Source organism: Acinetobacter sp. KS-LM10 (assembly GCF_036896575.1).
GTDB lineage: Bacteria > Pseudomonadota > Gammaproteobacteria > Pseudomonadales > Moraxellaceae > Acinetobacter > Acinetobacter avistercoris.
The window spans coordinates 307,629-325,939 of record NZ_CP145906.1 but is presented as its reverse complement, the minus strand read 5'-3'; the positions used below and the strand labels follow the sequence as shown (position 1 = coordinate 325,939).

The 18,311-nt window shown below is 41.0% G+C and carries 12 protein-coding genes; 1 reads left to right on the top strand and 11 read right to left on the bottom strand.

All coding sequences use genetic code 11. From position 1 onward, the window contains the following. Window positions 1-30: 30 nt before the first annotated feature. The 10 genes from V5M36_RS01440 to V5M36_RS01395 all read right to left on the bottom strand — a co-directional run bounded on the left by V5M36_RS01440 (window position 31) and on the right by V5M36_RS01395 (window position 14,688). On the bottom strand, window positions 31-1,452 hold the full coding sequence (locus V5M36_RS01440) for an FAD-dependent oxidoreductase (RefSeq protein ID WP_338561267.1): 1,422 nt from the start codon (window positions 1,450-1,452) through the stop codon (window positions 31-33). A gap of 73 nt (window positions 1,453-1,525) precedes the next feature. Further along, window positions 1,526-6,001 carry a glutamate synthase large subunit gene (gene gltB, locus V5M36_RS01435; RefSeq protein ID WP_338563974.1) on the bottom strand — a complete coding sequence of 1,492 codons (4,476 nt, stop codon included), beginning with the start codon at window positions 5,999-6,001 and terminating at the stop codon, window positions 1,526-1,528. Window positions 6,002-6,480: 479 nt separating this feature from the next. Next, complete coding sequence (locus V5M36_RS01430) at window positions 6,481-7,335, bottom strand: hypothetical protein (RefSeq protein ID WP_338561266.1); 855 nt, start codon at window positions 7,333-7,335, stop codon at window positions 6,481-6,483. Between the two features lie 11 nt (window positions 7,336-7,346). Beyond that, complete coding sequence (gene aroB, locus V5M36_RS01425) at window positions 7,347-8,429, bottom strand: 3-dehydroquinate synthase (RefSeq protein ID WP_338561265.1); 1,083 nt, start codon at window positions 8,427-8,429, stop codon at window positions 7,347-7,349. 24 nt (window positions 8,430-8,453) lie between these two features. After that, the gene (gene aroK / locus V5M36_RS01420) at window positions 8,454-8,996 is read right to left on the bottom strand and encodes a shikimate kinase AroK (protein WP_338561263.1); all 543 of its coding nucleotides are present in this window, start codon (window positions 8,994-8,996) and stop codon (window positions 8,454-8,456) included. Window positions 8,997-9,032: 36 nt separating this feature from the next. Next, window positions 9,033-11,735 carry a type IV pilus secretin PilQ gene (pilQ, locus tag V5M36_RS01415; protein WP_445206299.1) on the bottom strand — a complete coding sequence of 901 codons (2,703 nt, stop codon included), beginning with the start codon at window positions 11,733-11,735 and terminating at the stop codon, window positions 9,033-9,035. A 19-nt stretch (window positions 11,736-11,754) separates the two neighbouring features. Then, window positions 11,755-12,282 carry a pilus assembly protein PilP gene (locus V5M36_RS01410; protein ID WP_338563969.1) on the bottom strand — a complete coding sequence of 176 codons (528 nt, stop codon included), beginning with the start codon at window positions 12,280-12,282 and terminating at the stop codon, window positions 11,755-11,757. 2 nt (window positions 12,283-12,284) lie between these two features. Continuing rightward, window positions 12,285-13,007 carry a type 4a pilus biogenesis protein PilO gene (locus tag V5M36_RS01405; RefSeq protein WP_338561260.1) on the bottom strand — a complete coding sequence of 241 codons (723 nt, stop codon included), beginning with the start codon at window positions 13,005-13,007 and terminating at the stop codon, window positions 12,285-12,287. Further along, window positions 13,004-13,630 (bottom strand): PilN domain-containing protein, encoded by a 627-nt coding sequence (locus tag V5M36_RS01400; protein WP_338561258.1) that lies wholly within the window; start codon window positions 13,628-13,630, stop codon window positions 13,004-13,006. The genes V5M36_RS01405 and V5M36_RS01400 overlap by 4 nt, the downstream gene beginning before the upstream one ends. Beyond that, complete coding sequence (locus V5M36_RS01395) at window positions 13,630-14,688, bottom strand: pilus assembly protein PilM (RefSeq protein WP_338561255.1); 1,059 nt, start codon at window positions 14,686-14,688, stop codon at window positions 13,630-13,632. Before V5M36_RS01395 ends, V5M36_RS01400 begins: the two co-directional genes overlap by 1 nt. Before the next feature lie 161 nt (window positions 14,689-14,849). On the opposite strand from V5M36_RS01395, the gene ponA reads away from it, so the two are divergent. Then, the gene (ponA, locus tag V5M36_RS01390) at window positions 14,850-17,387 is read left to right on the top strand and encodes a penicillin-binding protein PBP1a (protein ID WP_338561253.1); all 2,538 of its coding nucleotides are present in this window, start codon (window positions 14,850-14,852) and stop codon (window positions 17,385-17,387) included. Window positions 17,388-17,446: 59 nt separating this feature from the next. Here ponA and V5M36_RS01385 read toward each other — a convergent pair whose 3' ends face one another. After that, window positions 17,447-18,253 (bottom strand): putative RNA methyltransferase, encoded by an 807-nt coding sequence (locus V5M36_RS01385; RefSeq protein ID WP_338561251.1) that lies wholly within the window; start codon window positions 18,251-18,253, stop codon window positions 17,447-17,449. Between the last annotated feature and the right edge of the window lie 58 nt (window positions 18,254-18,311).

The window sequence follows — 18,311 nt, the reverse complement described above, 5'->3', positions numbered from 1 at the left end:
GATTTTTTATATTAACGATTCGATATGGACTTAAACATCTAAATAATCAAGTATACCTTCAGCAGCTTGGCGACCTTCCCAGATGGCCGTAACCACCAAATCAGAACCACGTACCATATCACCACCCGCAAAAATTTTCGGATTCGATGTTTGGAATTTGTACTCTTGCTTTTCAGCAGCAACAACACGACCAGAACCATCTAAACCAATATTCACCCCAGCAAACCAATCCGCTGGACTGGTACGGAAACCAAAGGCAAGCAATACAGCATCTGCAGGGAGTATCTCTTCAGAGCCAGGAATAGGTTCTGGACTACGACGACCACGACTGTCTGGTTCGCCTAATTGCGTTGTCACGACTTTGACACCGGTGACTTTACCATTCTCGCCCACAATCTCAATCGGTTGGCGGTTGAACGCAAAGTTAACGCCTTCTTCACGCGCATTTTTAACTTCACGGCGTGAACCTGGCATATTTTCTTCATCACGACGGTACGCACAAGTCACAGCTGCCGCATCTTGACGAATTGAAGTACGGTTACAGTCCATCGCCGTATCACCACCGCCGAGAACAATAACTTTCTTGCCTTCAACAGAGATATATTCAGACGGATCTTTTTCCCAACCTTGGGTACGATTCACGTTTGCAATCAAGAAATCTAAAGCGTCGTATACCCCATCAAGATCTTCACCCGCAAAGCCACCTTTCATATAGGTATAAGTCCCCATACCCATGAACACAGCATCATAATCTGCAAGCAATTGATCGATCGTAATATCGGTACCAATTTCAGTGTTTAAACGAAACTCAACGCCCATACCTGTGAAAATTTCACGGCGACGTTTCATCACGTCTTTTTCCATTTTAAATTCAGGAATACCAAATGTCAGTAGACCGCCAATTTCAGGACGCTTATCAAATACAACGGGCTTTACACCATTACGCACCAAAATATCTGCACAACCTAGACCTGCAGGACCTGCCCCGATAATCGCTACTTTTTTATCAGTCCATTTGACATTAGACATGTCTGGACGCCAACCCAAAGCAAATGCAGTGTCATTGATATATTTTTCTGCATTCCCAATTGTGACCGCACCAAAACCATCATTTAATGTACATGCGCCTTCGCATAAACGGTCTTGAGGACAAACACGTCCGCAAACTTCTGGAAGTGTATTGGTCTCATGGCACAATTCGGCTGCTTGAAAAATACGACCTTCTGCAATGAGTTTTAACCAGTTTGGAATGTAATTATGTACCGGACATTTCCATTCACAATAAGGATTACCACACTCTAAACAGCGATGGGTCTGATTTGCAGCCACTTCCGCGGTATAAGGTTTATAAATTTCCACAAACTCAGCTTTGCGGACATTGATATCTTTTTTCTCTGGATCTTGGCGTGCGACATCCAGAAATTGAAAATCATTGTTTAGGCGCTCTGCCATCTCTTTCTCCGTGGGTAAGCACAGTCTGTTTATGTGATCAGCTGTGCCTGCCTATATATCTGCAGTAGTGGAATTATTGTGGATCAGCTTGCGTTGTTTTTAATAACGTCTGCAAGTTGGCAGCTTTTGGTTTCACCAGCCAGAATTTACGGCTATAGAAATCAAACTCATTTCTGATCTTGTACGCCCAAGCACTACCTGTTTCTTTAATATGTTCGTCTAGAATGCGACCTAAGAAATCTTGGTGTTCTTCCATCGACTCTGTAGAAATACGATTTAACTCAATTAACTCGTGGTTATAATGGTCAACAAACTCATTATCTAAATCAAGTACATAGGCAAAACCACCGGTCATACCCGCACCGAAGTTATGACCGACTTTACCCAGTACCGTCACAATACCACCCGTCATGTATTCACAACAATGATCGCCAGCACCTTCGATAACAGCAAATGCACCCGAGTTACGTACCGCAAAACGCTCACCTGCCGTACCCGCCGCAAATAATTTACCGCCTGTAGCACCATACAAACAGGTATTACCAATAATCGCAGTTTCTTGCGTTTGGAACGGTGAACCTTTAGGTGGGAAAATAGAGATGCGACCACCCGCCATTCCTTTACCCACGTAATCGTTCGCATCGCCTTCAAGTTTAATATGAAGACCGCCTGCATTCCATACGCCTAAAGATTGACCAGCCGTACCCACTAAATTCATTTGAACAGGATGTGCTTCCATACTCAAATTGCCATAACGTTTCGCAATTTCACCTGAAATACGCGCCCCAATAGAGCGGTCACAGTTGCCGACTGTGAAGTGATACTCACCACCCGTGCCTGATTCAATGGCAGGAATCATTTGTTCAACCATTTTCTCTGCAAGAATGCCTTTATCAAACGGTGCATTGCCTTGAACTTGGCAATACTGCACTTTGCCTTCTGCTGATGGATGCGACTCCAATAATGCACTGAGGTCAAGATGCGCATGTTTATCGGTTTCACCTGGAAGCATTTCCAGTAAATCTGTACGGCCAATCAAGTCTTTTAAGCTCGCAACACCTAATGCTGCCAACCATTCACGTGTTTCTTCTGCAATAAAGTGGAAGAAGTTGATCAACATTTCAGGCTCACCAATATAGTGTTCCTGACGTAAATGATCTTGTTGTGTTGCGACACCCGTTGCACAGTTATTTAAGTGGCAAATACGTAAATATTTACAGCCCAATGCAATCATGGGTGTAGAACCAAAACCAAAACTCTCAGCACCTAAAATTGCAGCTTTCACTACATCTAGGCCAGTTTTCAAACCGCCATCGGTTTGTACACGAACTTTACCACGTAGGTCATTTACGCGAAGTGCTTGATGCGCTTCACTTAAGCCAAGCTCCCATGGAGAACCTGCGTGATGAATCGATGAAAGTGGTGATGCAGCCGTACCACCGTCATAACCCGAAATGGTAATAAAGTCCGCGTATGCTTTTGCCACACCTGCTGCAATCGTGCCGACACCCGGTTCAGAAACCAGCTTCACCGATACCATCGCTTGAGGATTGACTTGTTTCAAGTCAAAGATCAGTTGTGACAAATCTTCAATTGAATAAATATCATGATGCGGTGGTGGTGAAATCAACGTCACGCCTGGAACTGAGTAACGTAAACGTGCAATTAAGCCATTCACTTTACCTCCCGGTAACTGACCACCCTCACCCGGTTTTGCACCTTGTGCGACTTTAATTTGTAAAACTTCAGCAGACACTAAATACGCAGGCGTAACACCAAAACGTCCAGATGCAATCTGTTTGATTTTTGAATTACGAATGGTGCCATAGCGAGCTGGGTCTTCACCGCCCTCACCTGAGTTTGAACGACCACCAATCGTATTCATCGCAATGGCAATCGCTTCATGTGCTTCTGGAGACAGCGCACCCAACGACATGCCCGCTGAGTCAAAACGCGGTAAAATTTCAGCGACATCTTCCACTTGATCTAGTGGAATCGGATTGTCAGTTTTAAGTTTTAATAAATCACGAATGGTAGCCACTGGGCGGTTATTCACCAACTCAGCATATTCTTTAAAGTCAGCATATTGACCAGAGCGCACCGACTTATGCAAAGCGTTGATAACGTCTGGATTAAACGCATGGTATTCCTTATCGAATACGAATTTCAGCAACCCGCCTTGTTCGATAGGCTTACGTGTTTTCCATGCAAGTTCTGCTAACTTTTTCAAATCATTTTCAAGATCAACAAAAGTTGCACCTTTAATACGACTTGGTACACCAATGAAGCATTTATTCACGACTTCTTCTGACAAACCAACAGCTTCAAATAATTGTCCACCGCGGTAAGACGCAACTGTAGAAATTCCCATTTTTGAAAGAACTTTTAATAAGCCTTTTTCAATGCCTTTACGGAAATTGGCTTGGGCATGGATTGGATCACCCAACAACTCACCTTTTGCCACTAAATCATTGATCACATCATAAGCCAAGTATGGATAAATGGCTGTTGCACCAAAACCGAGAATCACAGCAAACTGATGCGCATCACGAGCGAGTGCTGTTTCTACAATAATATTGGCATCAGTACGTAAACCCACTTGGATTAAGTAATGATGTATTGCACCCGTTACCATTGCAGCATTCGCAGGTAAGTAACCTTGACGAATTTTACGATCAGAAATCACCAATAAGGTTTTACCAGCGCGAATCGCTTGAGCTGCTTCTTCACAAATACGAGAAATTGCAGCTTCAGAACCTTCAGCTTCAGGATAGTTCAAATCGAGATCGGCAATTTCATAGCCTTTACGACCCAAAGTACGAATTTGATGCATTTTCGATTTTGATAATACTGGACTTGAAATAATCAATCGATCAGCATGTTCAGGACTTTGTTCAAATACATTCTGTTCACGACCCAGACATGTCTCAAGTGACATCACAATCGATTCACGTAATGGATCGATCGGTGGATTGGTCACTTGCGCAAATTGTTGGCGGAAGTAATCCGAAACATGACGTACTTGACGTGACAATACGGCCATTGGCGTATCATCCCCCATAGAGCCGACAGCTTCTTGACCACTTTCAGCGATAGGACGAAGAATCTGATCGCGTTCTTCGAAAGTCACCATAAACATTTTTTGTGCAGCTTTAAGGTCATCGCCTTTTAAGCCCTGATCACATAAATATTCTTCAAGCTCAGGACTGCCATGAACACGGACTGAGTTTTCACGTAACCATTCACGATATGGACGCATTTTTTTCAAATGCATGCTCACATCTTTGGTGTCTAATAATTTACCTGTAAAGGTATCTATGACAAGAATTTGCCCTGGACCCACACGTCCTTTAGACACCACATCCTCAGGTTCATATCCCCAGACACCAATTTCAGATGCAAGGGTGATGTATCCATTTTTAGTGATTACCCAACGTGCAGGACGTAGACCGTTACGATCTAGCATACAAATGGCATGACGACCATCTTGAATCACCAGACCCGCAGGACCATCCCATGCTTCCATATGTTTTGAGTTAAATTCATAAAAAGCACGTAAATCTGCGTCTAAAGTTTCAACATTTTGCCATGCTGGTGGAACGAGCATACGCAGTGCACGGAATAAATCCATACCACCGCCCACCAATATCTCAAGCATATTGTCTAAGCTTGAAGAATCTGAACCGGTGCGGTTAACGATAGGGTTAAGCTCAGTTAAGCCCGGTAAAAGTGGATTTTCGAATTTAGGGGTACGTGCCATCGCCCAGTTACGATTTGCAGTAATGGTGTTAATTTCACCATTATGAGCAAGATAACGGAACGGCTGTGCCAAAGGCCAACGCGGCAAAGTATTGGTTGAAAAGCGTTGATGGAAAACAACGATATGTGATTCCAATGAAGGATCAGCCAGATCTGTATAAAAATCTGCGATCGCCTCTGGCATCATCAAACCTTTATACGTAATCACTGTTGAGCACAATGTCGTTACATAGAAAGACGTATCTTGAGTTAATAACTGTTCTGCACGACGGCGCGCTAAGAATAATTTACGATTAAACTCAACTTCGGTCACGCCCATCGGGCAATTCACGATAATTTGCTCAAAAGCTGGCATAGAACGTAAAGCAATTTCACCCAATGCATTTACGTTGGTCGGAACCACACGCCAAGCTAAAACTCTTAGACCTTCAGATTCAATTTCTTTGGTCAGCACTTGTTTTGAATGTGCCGCAATAGCAGGATCTAAATTTAAAAATACCGTACCCACAGCAAATACTTCACTTAAGGTAATATCGCTCAGTTTTTTTGCTTCAGCACGGAAGAAAGCTTTAGGCATCGCCAAGAGCAATCCACAACCATCGCCGGTCTTACCATCTGCAGCAATACCACCACGGTGCGTCATACAACTTAAACTATGAATCGCGGTCTTGACCAAGTCATGACTTGCATCACCCTGCATATGGGCAATTAATCCGAAACCACAGTTATCTTTAAACTCATCCGGTTGGTATAAACCTTTAACGGGAGCTACAGTATTAGGCGATGGCATGTGCATAGCGTACCCTTCTTTCGACATGGCCCTGAATGGGCAAAACATATTCAATATTCTTTAATTACGATTTCATTCTTAAAACATTAAGACCGTTTGTTTTCTCTCTGTTCTAATGATTCTACTCTGTTTTAATATCACAAATATTTCACTTTATTTGCACTTATTTAAAGCAGATCAAATACTCTGAATCGCACACTCATTTAAGATCATCGCGCTAAAAAAGCACAAAGAAATTCAACAGTGCACCAATACAGCAATTTTTATGCCAAAAATTTATTCTTATCCTTGAATGTTATAAATTGAACAAATTAAATTTTTTCTCAGAGACAAGCACCAATTTAGCACGCTAAAATCGCACCAACAATGTGCATAAAAATATTTATGTTTTATCTTTGCTCTATTTTAGAACTATTTTAGAACTCTAAAATGAGTTCTTTAATTCGCTCTTGAATTCACTTTTTAGTTAATTAGTTAAGTTAGTTAAATGGATCACTGATTTGATTGTCTGCCATTTTTTTATCAGCTGCTGCTTTTGCTGCATCTTTTTGTACGGGTTGATCCACAGAGGACTGTGAACGATTAATATCAACCACATTACCTGCACGATCCCGACGTACAACCGTCGTGTTGGTGGTCGTTTTCGCTGGATCAACACCAGATGCATCCAATTTGGGTTTTGCAATTAAAGACTCATCAATTAATGGCAAAGGCGCAGATTTCAAACGAACTTCATATAGCTTATTGCTGCCGACCAATTCTTCAGAACCTAAATCATTGACCAAGTCTACATATTGCTCAAAACTTTGAGCTTTAGGTACAACTGAACTAGGAAGCTTAATTGCCAAACGATTTAATTGACTCTTTGCTTCATTTTCGTTTTTAAAATTACCGAAACCCAAGACATACTGTTCAATTTGTTCTTCGCCACTTAAACGAAAATAAATAAAATTTTGACGATCTGTTTGATTTAACAGAAAACTTTTAATGACATCCTCATTCCTGACTCTAAACAATTCTATAAACCAGTTACGCTGATTCGCTTGAATATATTTTGTGCCGCGAAACTCTGCCAGATGGTTGCCTGTAGCAACCTTACGAGCTGTCAGTTGAAGTGGGCGAACCTGATTTGTAAGCCCACCCAAATATGTCGTTGCAGCCACTTTCTCTGGCTGAATAAGCAGTTGTGTTTCTTCTATTTGTTTTGACTGCGTCACCAACTCTTTAGTATCCGTCATGAACCAAAAGACTAAAGCAATGATTAAAAACAGTAACCCACCCATCAACCAAATATAGTGTTGAATATTTTGCCAATTTGAATTTTTTACTGTCATGCCTTTACCTATTACTCATGTTGATTACGCAATATTGCTTGTTTCATCAGCTCAACATCAAAATCTTTCGTGATGCAAGCCTGACCAAGCTGCTTCATCAAAACCAAACGTAACTGTCCATTCAGTACTTTTTTATCATGAGACATGTACGCTAAAAATTCATCTAATGGGATGAGTGGGCATTTTATCGGTAATTGCGCAGCGAGAATAATATTTTTTGTACGTTCAAGATCTTCCGCAGAAATCCACCCCATTAAATGAGACAAATCTGCGGCCATGACCATGCCTGTTGCAACGGCTTCACCATGCAACCATTCGCCATAACCCAAATATGATTCGATTGCATGCCCAAAGGTATGACCTAAATTTAGTAAAGCACGCTCACCCTGCTCTTTTTCATCATTGGCCACAATACGTGCTTTGTGTGCGCAAGAACGATAAACCGCTTCTGCCAGTAATTCAGGATCTTGTGCAATTAATCCAGCCATATGTGTTTCAAGCCAAGATAAAAATTCAATATCACCCAAAAGAGCATACTTAATGACTTCAGACAAACCCGCAGATAATTCACGCTTAGGTAATGTACTAAGCTGCGCCATATCAGCCAATACCACTTGAGGCTGTTGGAAAGCGCCAATCATATTTTTACCCAAGGGATGATTAATTCCTGTTTTTCCACCTACGCTTGAATCGACTTGAGATAACAAGGTTGTTGGCACTTGGATAAAGTAAACACCACGTTGGAAACATGCAGAAGCAAAACCTGCCATATCTCCAATCACACCACCGCCTAATGCAAGTACCGTACAATCACGATTAAAGCCTGCCTCAAGAAGTGCATTAAAAATCAGATTGAGATGTTCAATATTTTTATATTTTTCACCATCTGGCAATACGCAAATTTCAACCTTTTTACCTAAAGTCTCAATCGCTGAAACATAATGATCAAGATATAAGGGCTGAACCGTTGTATTGGTCACGATCATCACTTGCTGACCATGAATATAAGGTGCTAAAAGTTCTTGCGGATTGAGATTGCTCCCAATAAAAATAGGATAACGACGGTCGCCTAATTCAACATATAACGTTTGCATGATTTACAGCCAAGATGGATTCAATTAATTCAATTCTTCTACTTCAATCAAGTGCAAAATTTTTTGCGCCAAGTCCCGCGCTGCACCCTGATTAGTTTCGATAATGTAATGTGCTACATCACGATATAGCGGATCCCGCACCTGCAATAAATCTCTTAATTTTTTCTCAGGATTTTCGACTTGAAGAAGCGGTCTGTTCTTATCACGATAGGTTCTTTGAAGTTGTATTTCGACAGGCGTATATAAATAAATCACGATACCTCGTGATTTTAAGAAATTACGATTAATCAACTGAGTGACAACTCCGCCACCTGTTGCAAGAACTAAATTTTTTTGTGAGGTCAGTTCCTCAATCACAAGTGACTCACGTTGACGGAATCCTTGCTCTCCCTCTTTTTCAAAAATCCAAGGAATGGTCGCCCCAGTCTTTCTTTCTATTTCGTGATCACTGTCCAGAAATTCTCTTTGCAGTAGATCTGCTAGATGTCGACCAACTGTCGTTTTACCCGCTCCCATGGGCCCTACCAAATATATATTTGGTAGAGATTCAAACTCTTTGCTTGGCAAGGAGTCACCTATTGAATTGCTTTCATTGAAAGTATATTAATGATTTCTAGTTTGACTGTCATTAACAATTCTTGGTGTCACAAAGATTAATAACTCTCGTTTACTTTCAGATTTACTATCTTTACGGAATAATCGACCAATCGCAGGCAAATCTCCCAAGAAAGGAACCTTGACTTGAGAGTTTAATGTTTCTTGTTCAAAGATCCCGCCCAACACCACTGTTTCACCATTATCGACCAGCACATTGGTATCAATTGCATTCTTATTCAGAATAATTTCACCATTCGGTGCCGTGCCTGCTGGTGAGTCACTGGTAATGTTCAACTCCATTTGCACCTTACCATCTGGGGTAATACTTGGTGTGACTTCAAGGCTCAATAAAGCTTCTTTAAATGAGGTTGTTGCTGTTGCCGTTCCACCCGCTGTTTCTGTGGTTTGATAAGGAATTTCCTGACCTGAAGCAACACGCGCTTTTTGTTTATCTGCTGTTAAAACTTTTGGTGTCGAAATCACTTCACCATAACCATCTGCTTGTAATGCAGAAAGCTCTAAATCCAACATAAAGTCAGACATATTAATCAAACCAAATGCGATTTTACCTGCCGCATTGGTCACGCCCAAATCAACATTTAAATTATCTGGACGTTGAATATTATATTTACCATCGGCATCTGGTGATTTCAAATCCCACAGTGTTTGATCACTACCACCAATTAAAAGATCGTTATTTCTATTTACACCCTGAGAAATAAGTCCCCACTTCACACCCATTTCTTTGGTAAAGTCAGTGGTCGCACGAACAATACGTGCTTCAATCATCACCTGTTTTACCGACACATCCAATAAATCGATCATTTTACGAATTTGATCAATTTTTTGAGCTGTATCATTAATAATTAATGTATTCGTTCTTGGATCCACAGAAACAGTTCCACGCGGACTCAGCAAAGAACCTACGCTATCACCAAGGATATCAACTGTTGCCCCTGAAGCATTGCTATTATTTGAAGTCCCATTATTGCGACCTTGAGTAATCAACTTTTCAATATCGATGACTTTGGCATAATTAAGTTGAATATACTCAGTTTGTAACGGCGCTAATTTAACGCTTTGGGCAATGGCTTTGGCTTCATCTTCTTCTACCTTAATCAGCTCAGATACAGGTGCAATCCAAATCACATTACCATTGCGACGCTTATCTAAGTTCTTAGTTTTCATGACGATATCAAGCGCTTGATCCCAAGGCACATCTTTTAAACGTAAAGTAATATTGCCTTGTACCGTATCCGATGCCACCATATTAATACTGGTAAAATCGGCTAAAAGTTGAAGTACTCTTCGGACTTCAATATCTTGAAAATCTAATGAGATTTTATTGCCAATATATTTAGCACTTTGCTTGCTGGTGGTTAAACCTTTCTTGTCTTCTGGTCGTTTCAAACTAATGGTCAGATTGCCATCTGTTTGATAGGCCATATACTCGAAACTGCCTTCCGATTGAATCGAAATGACACCGTTAGATCTATCATTATACGCATCCACCGTTGCAACTGGCGTCGCAAAATCATTCACGTTTAAACGTCGAACCAAATGGGTTGGAATTTTATTGCCTAGGAATCGAACAACAACTTTGCTGCCTTGTTGCTGAACATCAACTGGCGTATTTGCTGATTTGAGATTGAGTACCACTTGACCTTCGCCCGCACTACCGCGCTGAAAACCGATATCCGCTAAACCTTGCACTGGTTGTTGATATTCAACAGGCATTACAGATTGAGCTACAGAAACAGGTTCAGCTATCGGATAGACCGCAGTCGTTGTAAGGGGTTTAACAGCCGAAGTATTTACTGGCATATAGCTCATTACAGGTACGACTGGACTGATATTTTGTGCAACTATAGTCACTTTTGCGACTGGCTTAGCCGCAGCTGTGCTCATCGGTTGAGATGACGGTGCCACGGGACGAATCACTTGATTTATGGCAGGTGCTTTATTCAAAACGGGTGTAGCCGGTGTTGCAATACTATTCGGCACCACCACTACGCCTCTGGCCGCAGATATAGGATTACTCGCTACAGCTAAGTTTTGCTCTTGTGCTTTAGGAAAAACTTTACGCCAAAACCCTTCTGACTCAGCTTTAGGAATGGCTTCTGAAGTTGTCGTTATCGGCGCTGCCAATCTTGTCGATGTTGCAGCAACGTTATTCGAAATTGGAGCAGTCGGGCTTAAAACTTGAGGAACCTGTATAACAGGCGCCAAGGTTTTGGTTTCTTTAGATGCTGTTACCGCATCAGGTTTAGGCAATTTCGCATTGGGATTATTAATTTTTAGAATTAATGTATTGCCCTCTACACGCGTTGTATAGCTACCTTTATTCTTTAAATTAATGGTTACTCTTGAACGTTTATCATTTGACGTCACGTCGATTGAGCTTGCTTCAGTCGTCGAAGCAGGAATACTTGGTTTACTTAATGTTTGAGACGTTTGACTAAAATCCAAAACTAAACGAGCTGGATTTTCAAGTTGATAGGATTGAGGTTTCGGAGGTAAGCCATCAAACATCATACGAATTTCTGTCCCTTGACCAGAAACTTCAAGTGGAACAATGTTGGTCAAAACTGTTTTTGCAGAAGCTGCTTGCATAACTGCAACACTTACCGCTGCCAATGTAAATTGACGAAGCATGCTATTCATAGTTTGACTTTCCCCACCCCAAAAATTTAAAAAATTGTTCTTCATTGTTATTCCTTATTTGCCATTAATCCCTTGGACCAATCAAAACAAGACTCCGTGGTCTTTCAACAAAACCATCTCTTCCATCAGACACAACTTCGATCAGGTCTATTTGAGTTGGTGTAATATTGACGATCCGTCCTTGGTTTAACCCCATATAATTCCCACGTTGAACACGTTCAACTTCACCATCAGGCGTTAAAATTAAAGCTAAAATTTGACCATTATTGCGCTTCAAACTCCCTTTCAAACTCAACAACTCAAGTGCATAGTTTTCAAGTGGTTGTGTAGGCCTATTGAAATTTGGATAGACTCTTTTGCCTGCCATCACTTTTAACTCATTTGCCAATGAGAATGCTAAAAAAGGACTACGAAGCTGTTGGGCAGAATAATTGAAAAGTGGGACTTGAGTGAATACAGGCTCAGGTTCTATCGGCAATGGTGTTTGATCTCGTATATTGGTCATCTCTTGATTAACCGCATCAATTCGAGAATCACACCCTATAAAAAGACCACTCAAAGCCAGCATACAGATCAATTTTAAATGATTCATCATTACTGCACTCCTGCTGGTTGAGCCGCTGGTACACCAGCATTTGAAGCCTCATCTGTAGATGCTACATAACGGTAGGTTTTAGCTTTAAGTGAATAATCAACAGTCGGAATATCGGTTTTTTTATCTTGACTTGGTGTCGCTGTAATCACGAAATCATGTAAGGTTAAAATACGTGATAAGCCTGCAATTCCACTGACGAATTGACCAAATGAGTGATAATCGCCTGTGGTTTCAATCGAAATCGGCTGCTCAATAAAGAACTCTTGAGCAACTTCAGGTTCTAAACGAATATTTTTAAATTTAAGCCCTGATTTCACACCTGTTAAGTTGATGTCCTCAACCAAACTCGGAATTTCAGTCTCTTTAGGCAGTAATTCCAACTGCTGGTTAAACGTCATTTCCATTTGCTGTAATTGAGTTTGGTATTGTTGCAAATTACGTAGCTTAGAAAACTTCTCCTTAAACTCAACAAGCAAACTTTTTTCTTTTTCATGCGCGAAGTTGATTTCTTCAATCTTCGGTTTGAGTACCAAAAAATAACCAATCACGCCAATCACCACACATAAAAATATCCAACAGGTCATTTTTACTGAGCTTGGCCATCCACCGTAATTACTCGAATCTAAGGTGTTAAATTGTTGAAAAAATTTCTGAACATTTATACTTTTCTTTTTCGGCTTTGCGACTTCTGAGTTGAAATCATCTAGATCATTACGACTCATTGTGCACCTCCTGAATTAAGATTAGATGCAGCTTCAACGGGCTGTGCAATGATGCCTAAATCAGCAGTGACCAGAAAAGTCCCATATGATTCTTCCACACGAGGAATAACTGAAGTATTGGCTTTTTCATTCGTTTCAGGCGCTGCTAAAAAGGAGTTCATGAATGCATTTCGATACCATTCAGAAGACTCTAAACCTCTTAAAAACTCAGCAACTGCATTCGGACTTTCAGCTCGTCCTTCAAAAGTGAATTTATCACCTGTTCGCGTAAATTTAGTGAGATAGACTTTTTCTGGCAAAACTCGAACCAACTCATCGACCAAACGCACAGTGACGGGTCTCTGTCCTTCTAAGCCTTGAATTAATTTCATTCTTTCAATAATAGCATCACGACGTTCTTGCAAACCTTCAAGGCTTTTCAGTTCAACATCTAAACTTTGATTGCTACTGACAATGAGCTGATTCGCTTGTTCTTGATCACTCAATTTTTGGTTTAAAATAAACCATGCCGCCAATAAAGCCCCCACCGCCAATATCGCGACGAATATCGTAATAAAAACAAAATTTTTCTTTCGTTGTTCTCTTAGCTCATCGCGCCAAGGGAGTAAATTAATCTTAGCCATTAATCAAAACTCCTCAATGCAAGACCACATGCCACCAATAAAGAAGGTGCATCATTTTCTATTTTTTTTAAGTCAATTTGAGGAGAAAAACCCATTTGTAAAAATGGGTTTGCAACAGTGACTCGGCATCCTAGCTTCTGCTGCATGAGTTTTGACAATCCAGGAATATTGGCATTCCCTCCTGCCAATAAAATATGATCAATTTCGTTAAACTGAGATGATGAGAAAAAGAATTGTAATGAGCGCGCAGCCTGCTGAATGACTGCATCTAAAAATGGCATTAAGACTTCAGTTTCGAAATCATCTGGCAAAGTGCTGTCTTTTTTTGCTCGTCCAGCTTCGTCAAAGGATAAGCCATAACGATTTTGTACATCTTGAGTCAGCTGCTTCCCACCAAACACCTGCTCTCGTGTATAGATAATCTTTCCGTTTTGCATCACAGAAAGTGTGGTCATGGTATGACCGATGTCCAGTACACCCACTAAACTCGCCCCAACAGGCAAAGTATCGGAAAATACTTCAAAACTACGTTCTAATGCATAACTTTCAACTTCGGCGACTTTAGGGTTCAATCCAACAAGGTCTAAAACCTCGACCCTTGAATCAACATTCTCGGTACGCGTAGCCACCAGTAAAACATTGACACGGTTTGACGCATTCAGTTTTTCAGTAAGCACTTCGAAATCGAGACTCACTTCATCTAATGGAAATGGAATATATTGCTCTGCATCCATTCGAATTTGAACTTCACGTTCTTCATCCGACATGTCCGCATCCATCTCGATCACCTTATGAATGACCATGGACGTTGGCACAGCAATTGCAACATTTGAGGATTGCGGATTGGCAATATTCATTGCGCGCTCTAAAGCATCTGCAACGTTGTCAGGATTAAGAATGTTCTTTTCGACAACACTACCGTCGACTAGTGGACTCAAGCCATAGCTCTCAACCCAATAGCGCCCATTCTTTACAGACAATTCCAATAACTTTACAGAAGTAGAACTAATATCTACTCCCACCAATCCCTTATTTGGCTTACGATAGAGTCCGAGCACAATGTACGTCCTATTATTTTTTTATCCCCAACAACAATACAAACTATTTACACTTGGTCTAAATTATTTGCGGATATAATTTCAAAACTAACAATCTGTTAAATGAGAAGTTATACTGACCACCTTAGTTTGCCTTTAGCACCTATTAAAACTTACTTGTTATGAAAAAGCTATCTTGTTGTGGACAGATTCACCCTTTTTTTCTACTGATTATCATCATTTTAATCGCTATTCCTATGGGTTTTTATGGCATGTACTTATACATTGCGCCATCACTCCCTGAAATGAACTCTCTAAAAAAGGCGCCATTATTAAAACCTTTGCAAGTTTACACCTCAGATAATCAGCTTATTGCCGAATATGGCGGTAAACTTTCTGTGCCTGTTGAATATGAACAAATTCCTGAAAAGTTTATTTACGCTTTTTTAGCCGCAGAAGATTCTTCTTTTTTTGAGCATAGCGGTATTAGTTTTAAAGGTTTAGGACGTGCGATCAGTGAAACTGTAACAGGATCTGATGTTCAGACAGGTGGCTCCACCATCACCATGCAAGTTGCTAAGAATTATTATCTTTCACCAGAAAGAACTTTAAAAAGAAAATTGACTGAAATTTTTCTGGCACGAAAAATTGAACAAAAACTCAGCAAAGAAGATATTTTAACGTTATATGTAAATAAAATTTTCTTGGGCAAAAATGCTTATGGTATCGCTGCTGCTGCGAAAATTTATTATGACAAGAGTTTAGATCAGCTTTCGGTTGCCCAAATGGCGATGATCGCCGGCTTACCCAAAGCGCCATCTAGATATAATCCTGTTGCCAATCCTGAACGTGCTTTAGAACGACGAAATTGGATTTTAGGTCGCATGCTGCAACTCGGTTATATCACTCAAGCTGAATATCAAAATGCTGTCGCTGAGCCTGTGGCTTTAAACATGCCTGATCGAGGTGTCAGTAATAAATTCCCTTATGTCGGGGAAATGGTTCGCTCAGAGTTGGTGAGCAAATTTGGTGATTTGGCGACAGATTCGGGTTATAAAGTTTATACAACGATCGACTATAAACGACAAGAATACGCAGAAGATGCTGTTCGTAAAGGCTTAGAGGATTATGATCGTCGCCATGGCTGGCGAGGTGCTGAAGCACATAATCAACCTTTGAAAAACTTTATACCTTATGCAGATACTTATCCGGTTGAAGTGACCAAAGTGAATAACAATTCTTTTGAAGCCATGATGCAAGATGGATCTACGGTTACAGTACCGTGGTCAGGTATGTCTTGGGTTCGTCCTTATCGCAGTGCAAACAGTGTTGGTGGCGCACCAAGCAGAGCATCACAAATTGTTAAAGTGAAAGATATTGTTCGTTTAAGACCCAATGCAAATAAGAGTTCATGGGCTTTGGTGCAAATCCCTAAAGTTCAAGGTCAACTGATTGCCTTAAATCCGAATGATGGCTCTATTGCTGCGATCGTTGGGGGCTATAACTTTTATCACTCTAAGTTTAACCGTGCTATTCAAGGCTGGCGCCAGCCTGGTTCTATTATTAAACCTTTTGTTTATGCATTGGCCCTTGAACGTGGTATGACGCCACATACAATGGTCAATGATAATCCGATTACCATTGGAAAGTGGTCTCCACGAAATTCAGATGGCCGCTATTTAGGCATGATCCCTTTACGTCGTGCCTTGTATTTATCACGCAATACCGTTTCAGTGCGACTCTTACAAACTGTAGGGATAGAACGTACACGTCAATTATTCATGGATTTTGGTTTGCAGGATGACCAAATTCCACGTAACTACACCATTGCCTTAGGTACGCCTCAAGTCCTCCCTATCCAAATGGCGACAGGCTACTCAGCTATTGCCAATGGTGGTTTCCGTGTACAGCCTCATTTCATTAGCCGTATTGAGGATGCTTATGGACAAGTGATTTATAAAGCCAATCCTGAATATGCCTGTATTTCCTGTATCAAATCAAAAACAAAAGTAGTCCAAGCGGAAGCCGCTACTCCAGATGATGAAGTTATTGAAATCACGAATAATGTAGATGCAGCTGAACCTGAAACAATATTAACCAAAGAGGAAAAAAGTCAATATCGTCAAGCTCAACGTATTTTAAAATCGAGCTCTGCTTTCGATATGGCCAATATCCTCAAAGACGTGATTCAACACGGTACAGGTCGTGCTGCATTAAAAATTGGTCGTAATGACTTAGGCGGTAAAACAGGAACCACGAATGATGCTAAAGATGCTTGGTTCGCTGGTTTCAATGGTCAATTGGTTGCAGTGACTTGGGTGGGCTTTGATCAGCCTTCTACATTAGGTCGTCGTGAATATGGTGGCATTGCAGCGCTTCCGATTTGGAGTAACTTTATGGCCAAATCTTTAGCAGATTCTCCATCCTCATGGGTAAGCTTAGATAAAAATGCAAAGGCGCCGCTGACACGCGAGCAACGTGGCCAAGCTATAGAGGTTAAGGATTCAGAACGAAATAATGCGGGCACCCCACCTTTGGCACGTCCTATTTATCGTGCGCCCGTGATTAGTCCGGACATAAATACATCGCGAGACTTTGATGATTTACCGAGTGGTGAGCAACCTTTGCAACCTAGCAATTCTACTCCACCACCGATGAGCCAACCCAAAGCAGCACCCAAGCAAGATGCTCTAGAAAACTTGATTAACGAGTTTCAATAAATGTCATGCATTAAACGTCATTCGTAAAAAAGCCCGCTTCAGCGGGCTTTTTTACGGTTTCATTCTTTCTTTTTAAAGAGATAGATTTGGAATTGTGCTGCTAAATCACAGCTTTCTTTTGCTTCCAATGCTTGTCGCAATTCTGGTTTCGCCTTATATGCATACGGTGTCATTGCGATTAAATTTTTAAGATCTTGTTGTTGGAGCATCATCGGAGTATCGATCACAATATCCTGAACCAATTCAAAATTATTGCTGAGTTGCTCAACAAACTTATGTGGCTCATGTGGATTGACCTCCTCAAACAAAGCTTCTCGCATCGCATAAAGATGATCTACCGCTGGTGTTACCACCATCAAATAGCCATTTGGTTTCAGCACACGTAAAATTTCTTGTTCAGGGATTGGACTAAATAAGCTGGTACATAGGTCCACAGCGTGATCCAATACTGGCAACACTGCACCTGTCCCAACCACCCACGTCATATTTTTATTTAATTTTGCTGCAACTTGAACCGCATTTTTAGCAATGTCCACACCCACACAATTTAATACTTCAGCCTGCATCGCATCTGTGTAATAACCTTCACCACAACCAATATCAATCAAAGTCTCGATTTTCAAATCTCGAATGATGCTCATCACTGCTTGCTGTAATGGCGCATAGAAACCTGCACTTAAAAATGCTCGGCGTGCTTGCACTGATTCAGATGTATCCCCAGGATTTTTACTGTGCTTATGTTGAACAACATGCAAATTCACATAACCTTGCTTTGCTACATCATAACTATGATTGCTTTCACAGCGCCAAGTTTTATCAGCAAGTATTAATGCGTTGCGACAAACAGGACACATCAACACATTCATAATTTTCTCCAAAGCGTTCAGCCATTAAAAAAGTCGGCACATGCCGACTTTTCAGTTT

Bases quoted from the DNA above. Each gene is read 5' to 3' on its own strand.
- aroB (WP_338561265.1), bottom strand. From the start codon at position 8,429: ATGCAAACGTTATATGTTGAATTAGGCGACCGTCGTTATCCTATTTTT.
- gltB (WP_338563974.1), bottom strand. From the start codon at position 6,001: ATGCCATCGCCTAATACTGTAGCTCCCGTTAAAGGTTTATACCAACCG.
- V5M36_RS01405 (WP_338561260.1), bottom strand. From the start codon at position 13,007: ATGAGTCGTAATGATCTAGATGATTTCAACTCAGAAGTCGCAAAGCCG.
- pilQ (WP_445206299.1), bottom strand. From the start codon at position 11,735: ATGAAGAACAATTTTTTAAATTTTTGGGGTGGGGAAAGTCAAACTATG.
- V5M36_RS01430 (WP_338561266.1), bottom strand. From the start codon at position 7,335: ATGACAGTAAAAAATTCAAATTGGCAAAATATTCAACACTATATTTGG.
- V5M36_RS01410 (WP_338563969.1), bottom strand. From the start codon at position 12,282: ATGAATCATTTAAAATTGATCTGTATGCTGGCTTTGAGTGGTCTTTTT.
- V5M36_RS01440 (WP_338561267.1), bottom strand. From the start codon at position 1,452: ATGGCAGAGCGCCTAAACAATGATTTTCAATTTCTGGATGTCGCACGC.
- V5M36_RS01385 (WP_338561251.1), bottom strand. From the start codon at position 18,253: ATGAATGTGTTGATGTGTCCTGTTTGTCGCAACGCATTAATACTTGCT.
- ponA (WP_338561253.1), top strand. From the start codon at position 14,850: ATGAAAAAGCTATCTTGTTGTGGACAGATTCACCCTTTTTTTCTACTG.
- V5M36_RS01400 (WP_338561258.1), bottom strand. From the start codon at position 13,630: ATGGCTAAGATTAATTTACTCCCTTGGCGCGATGAGCTAAGAGAACAA.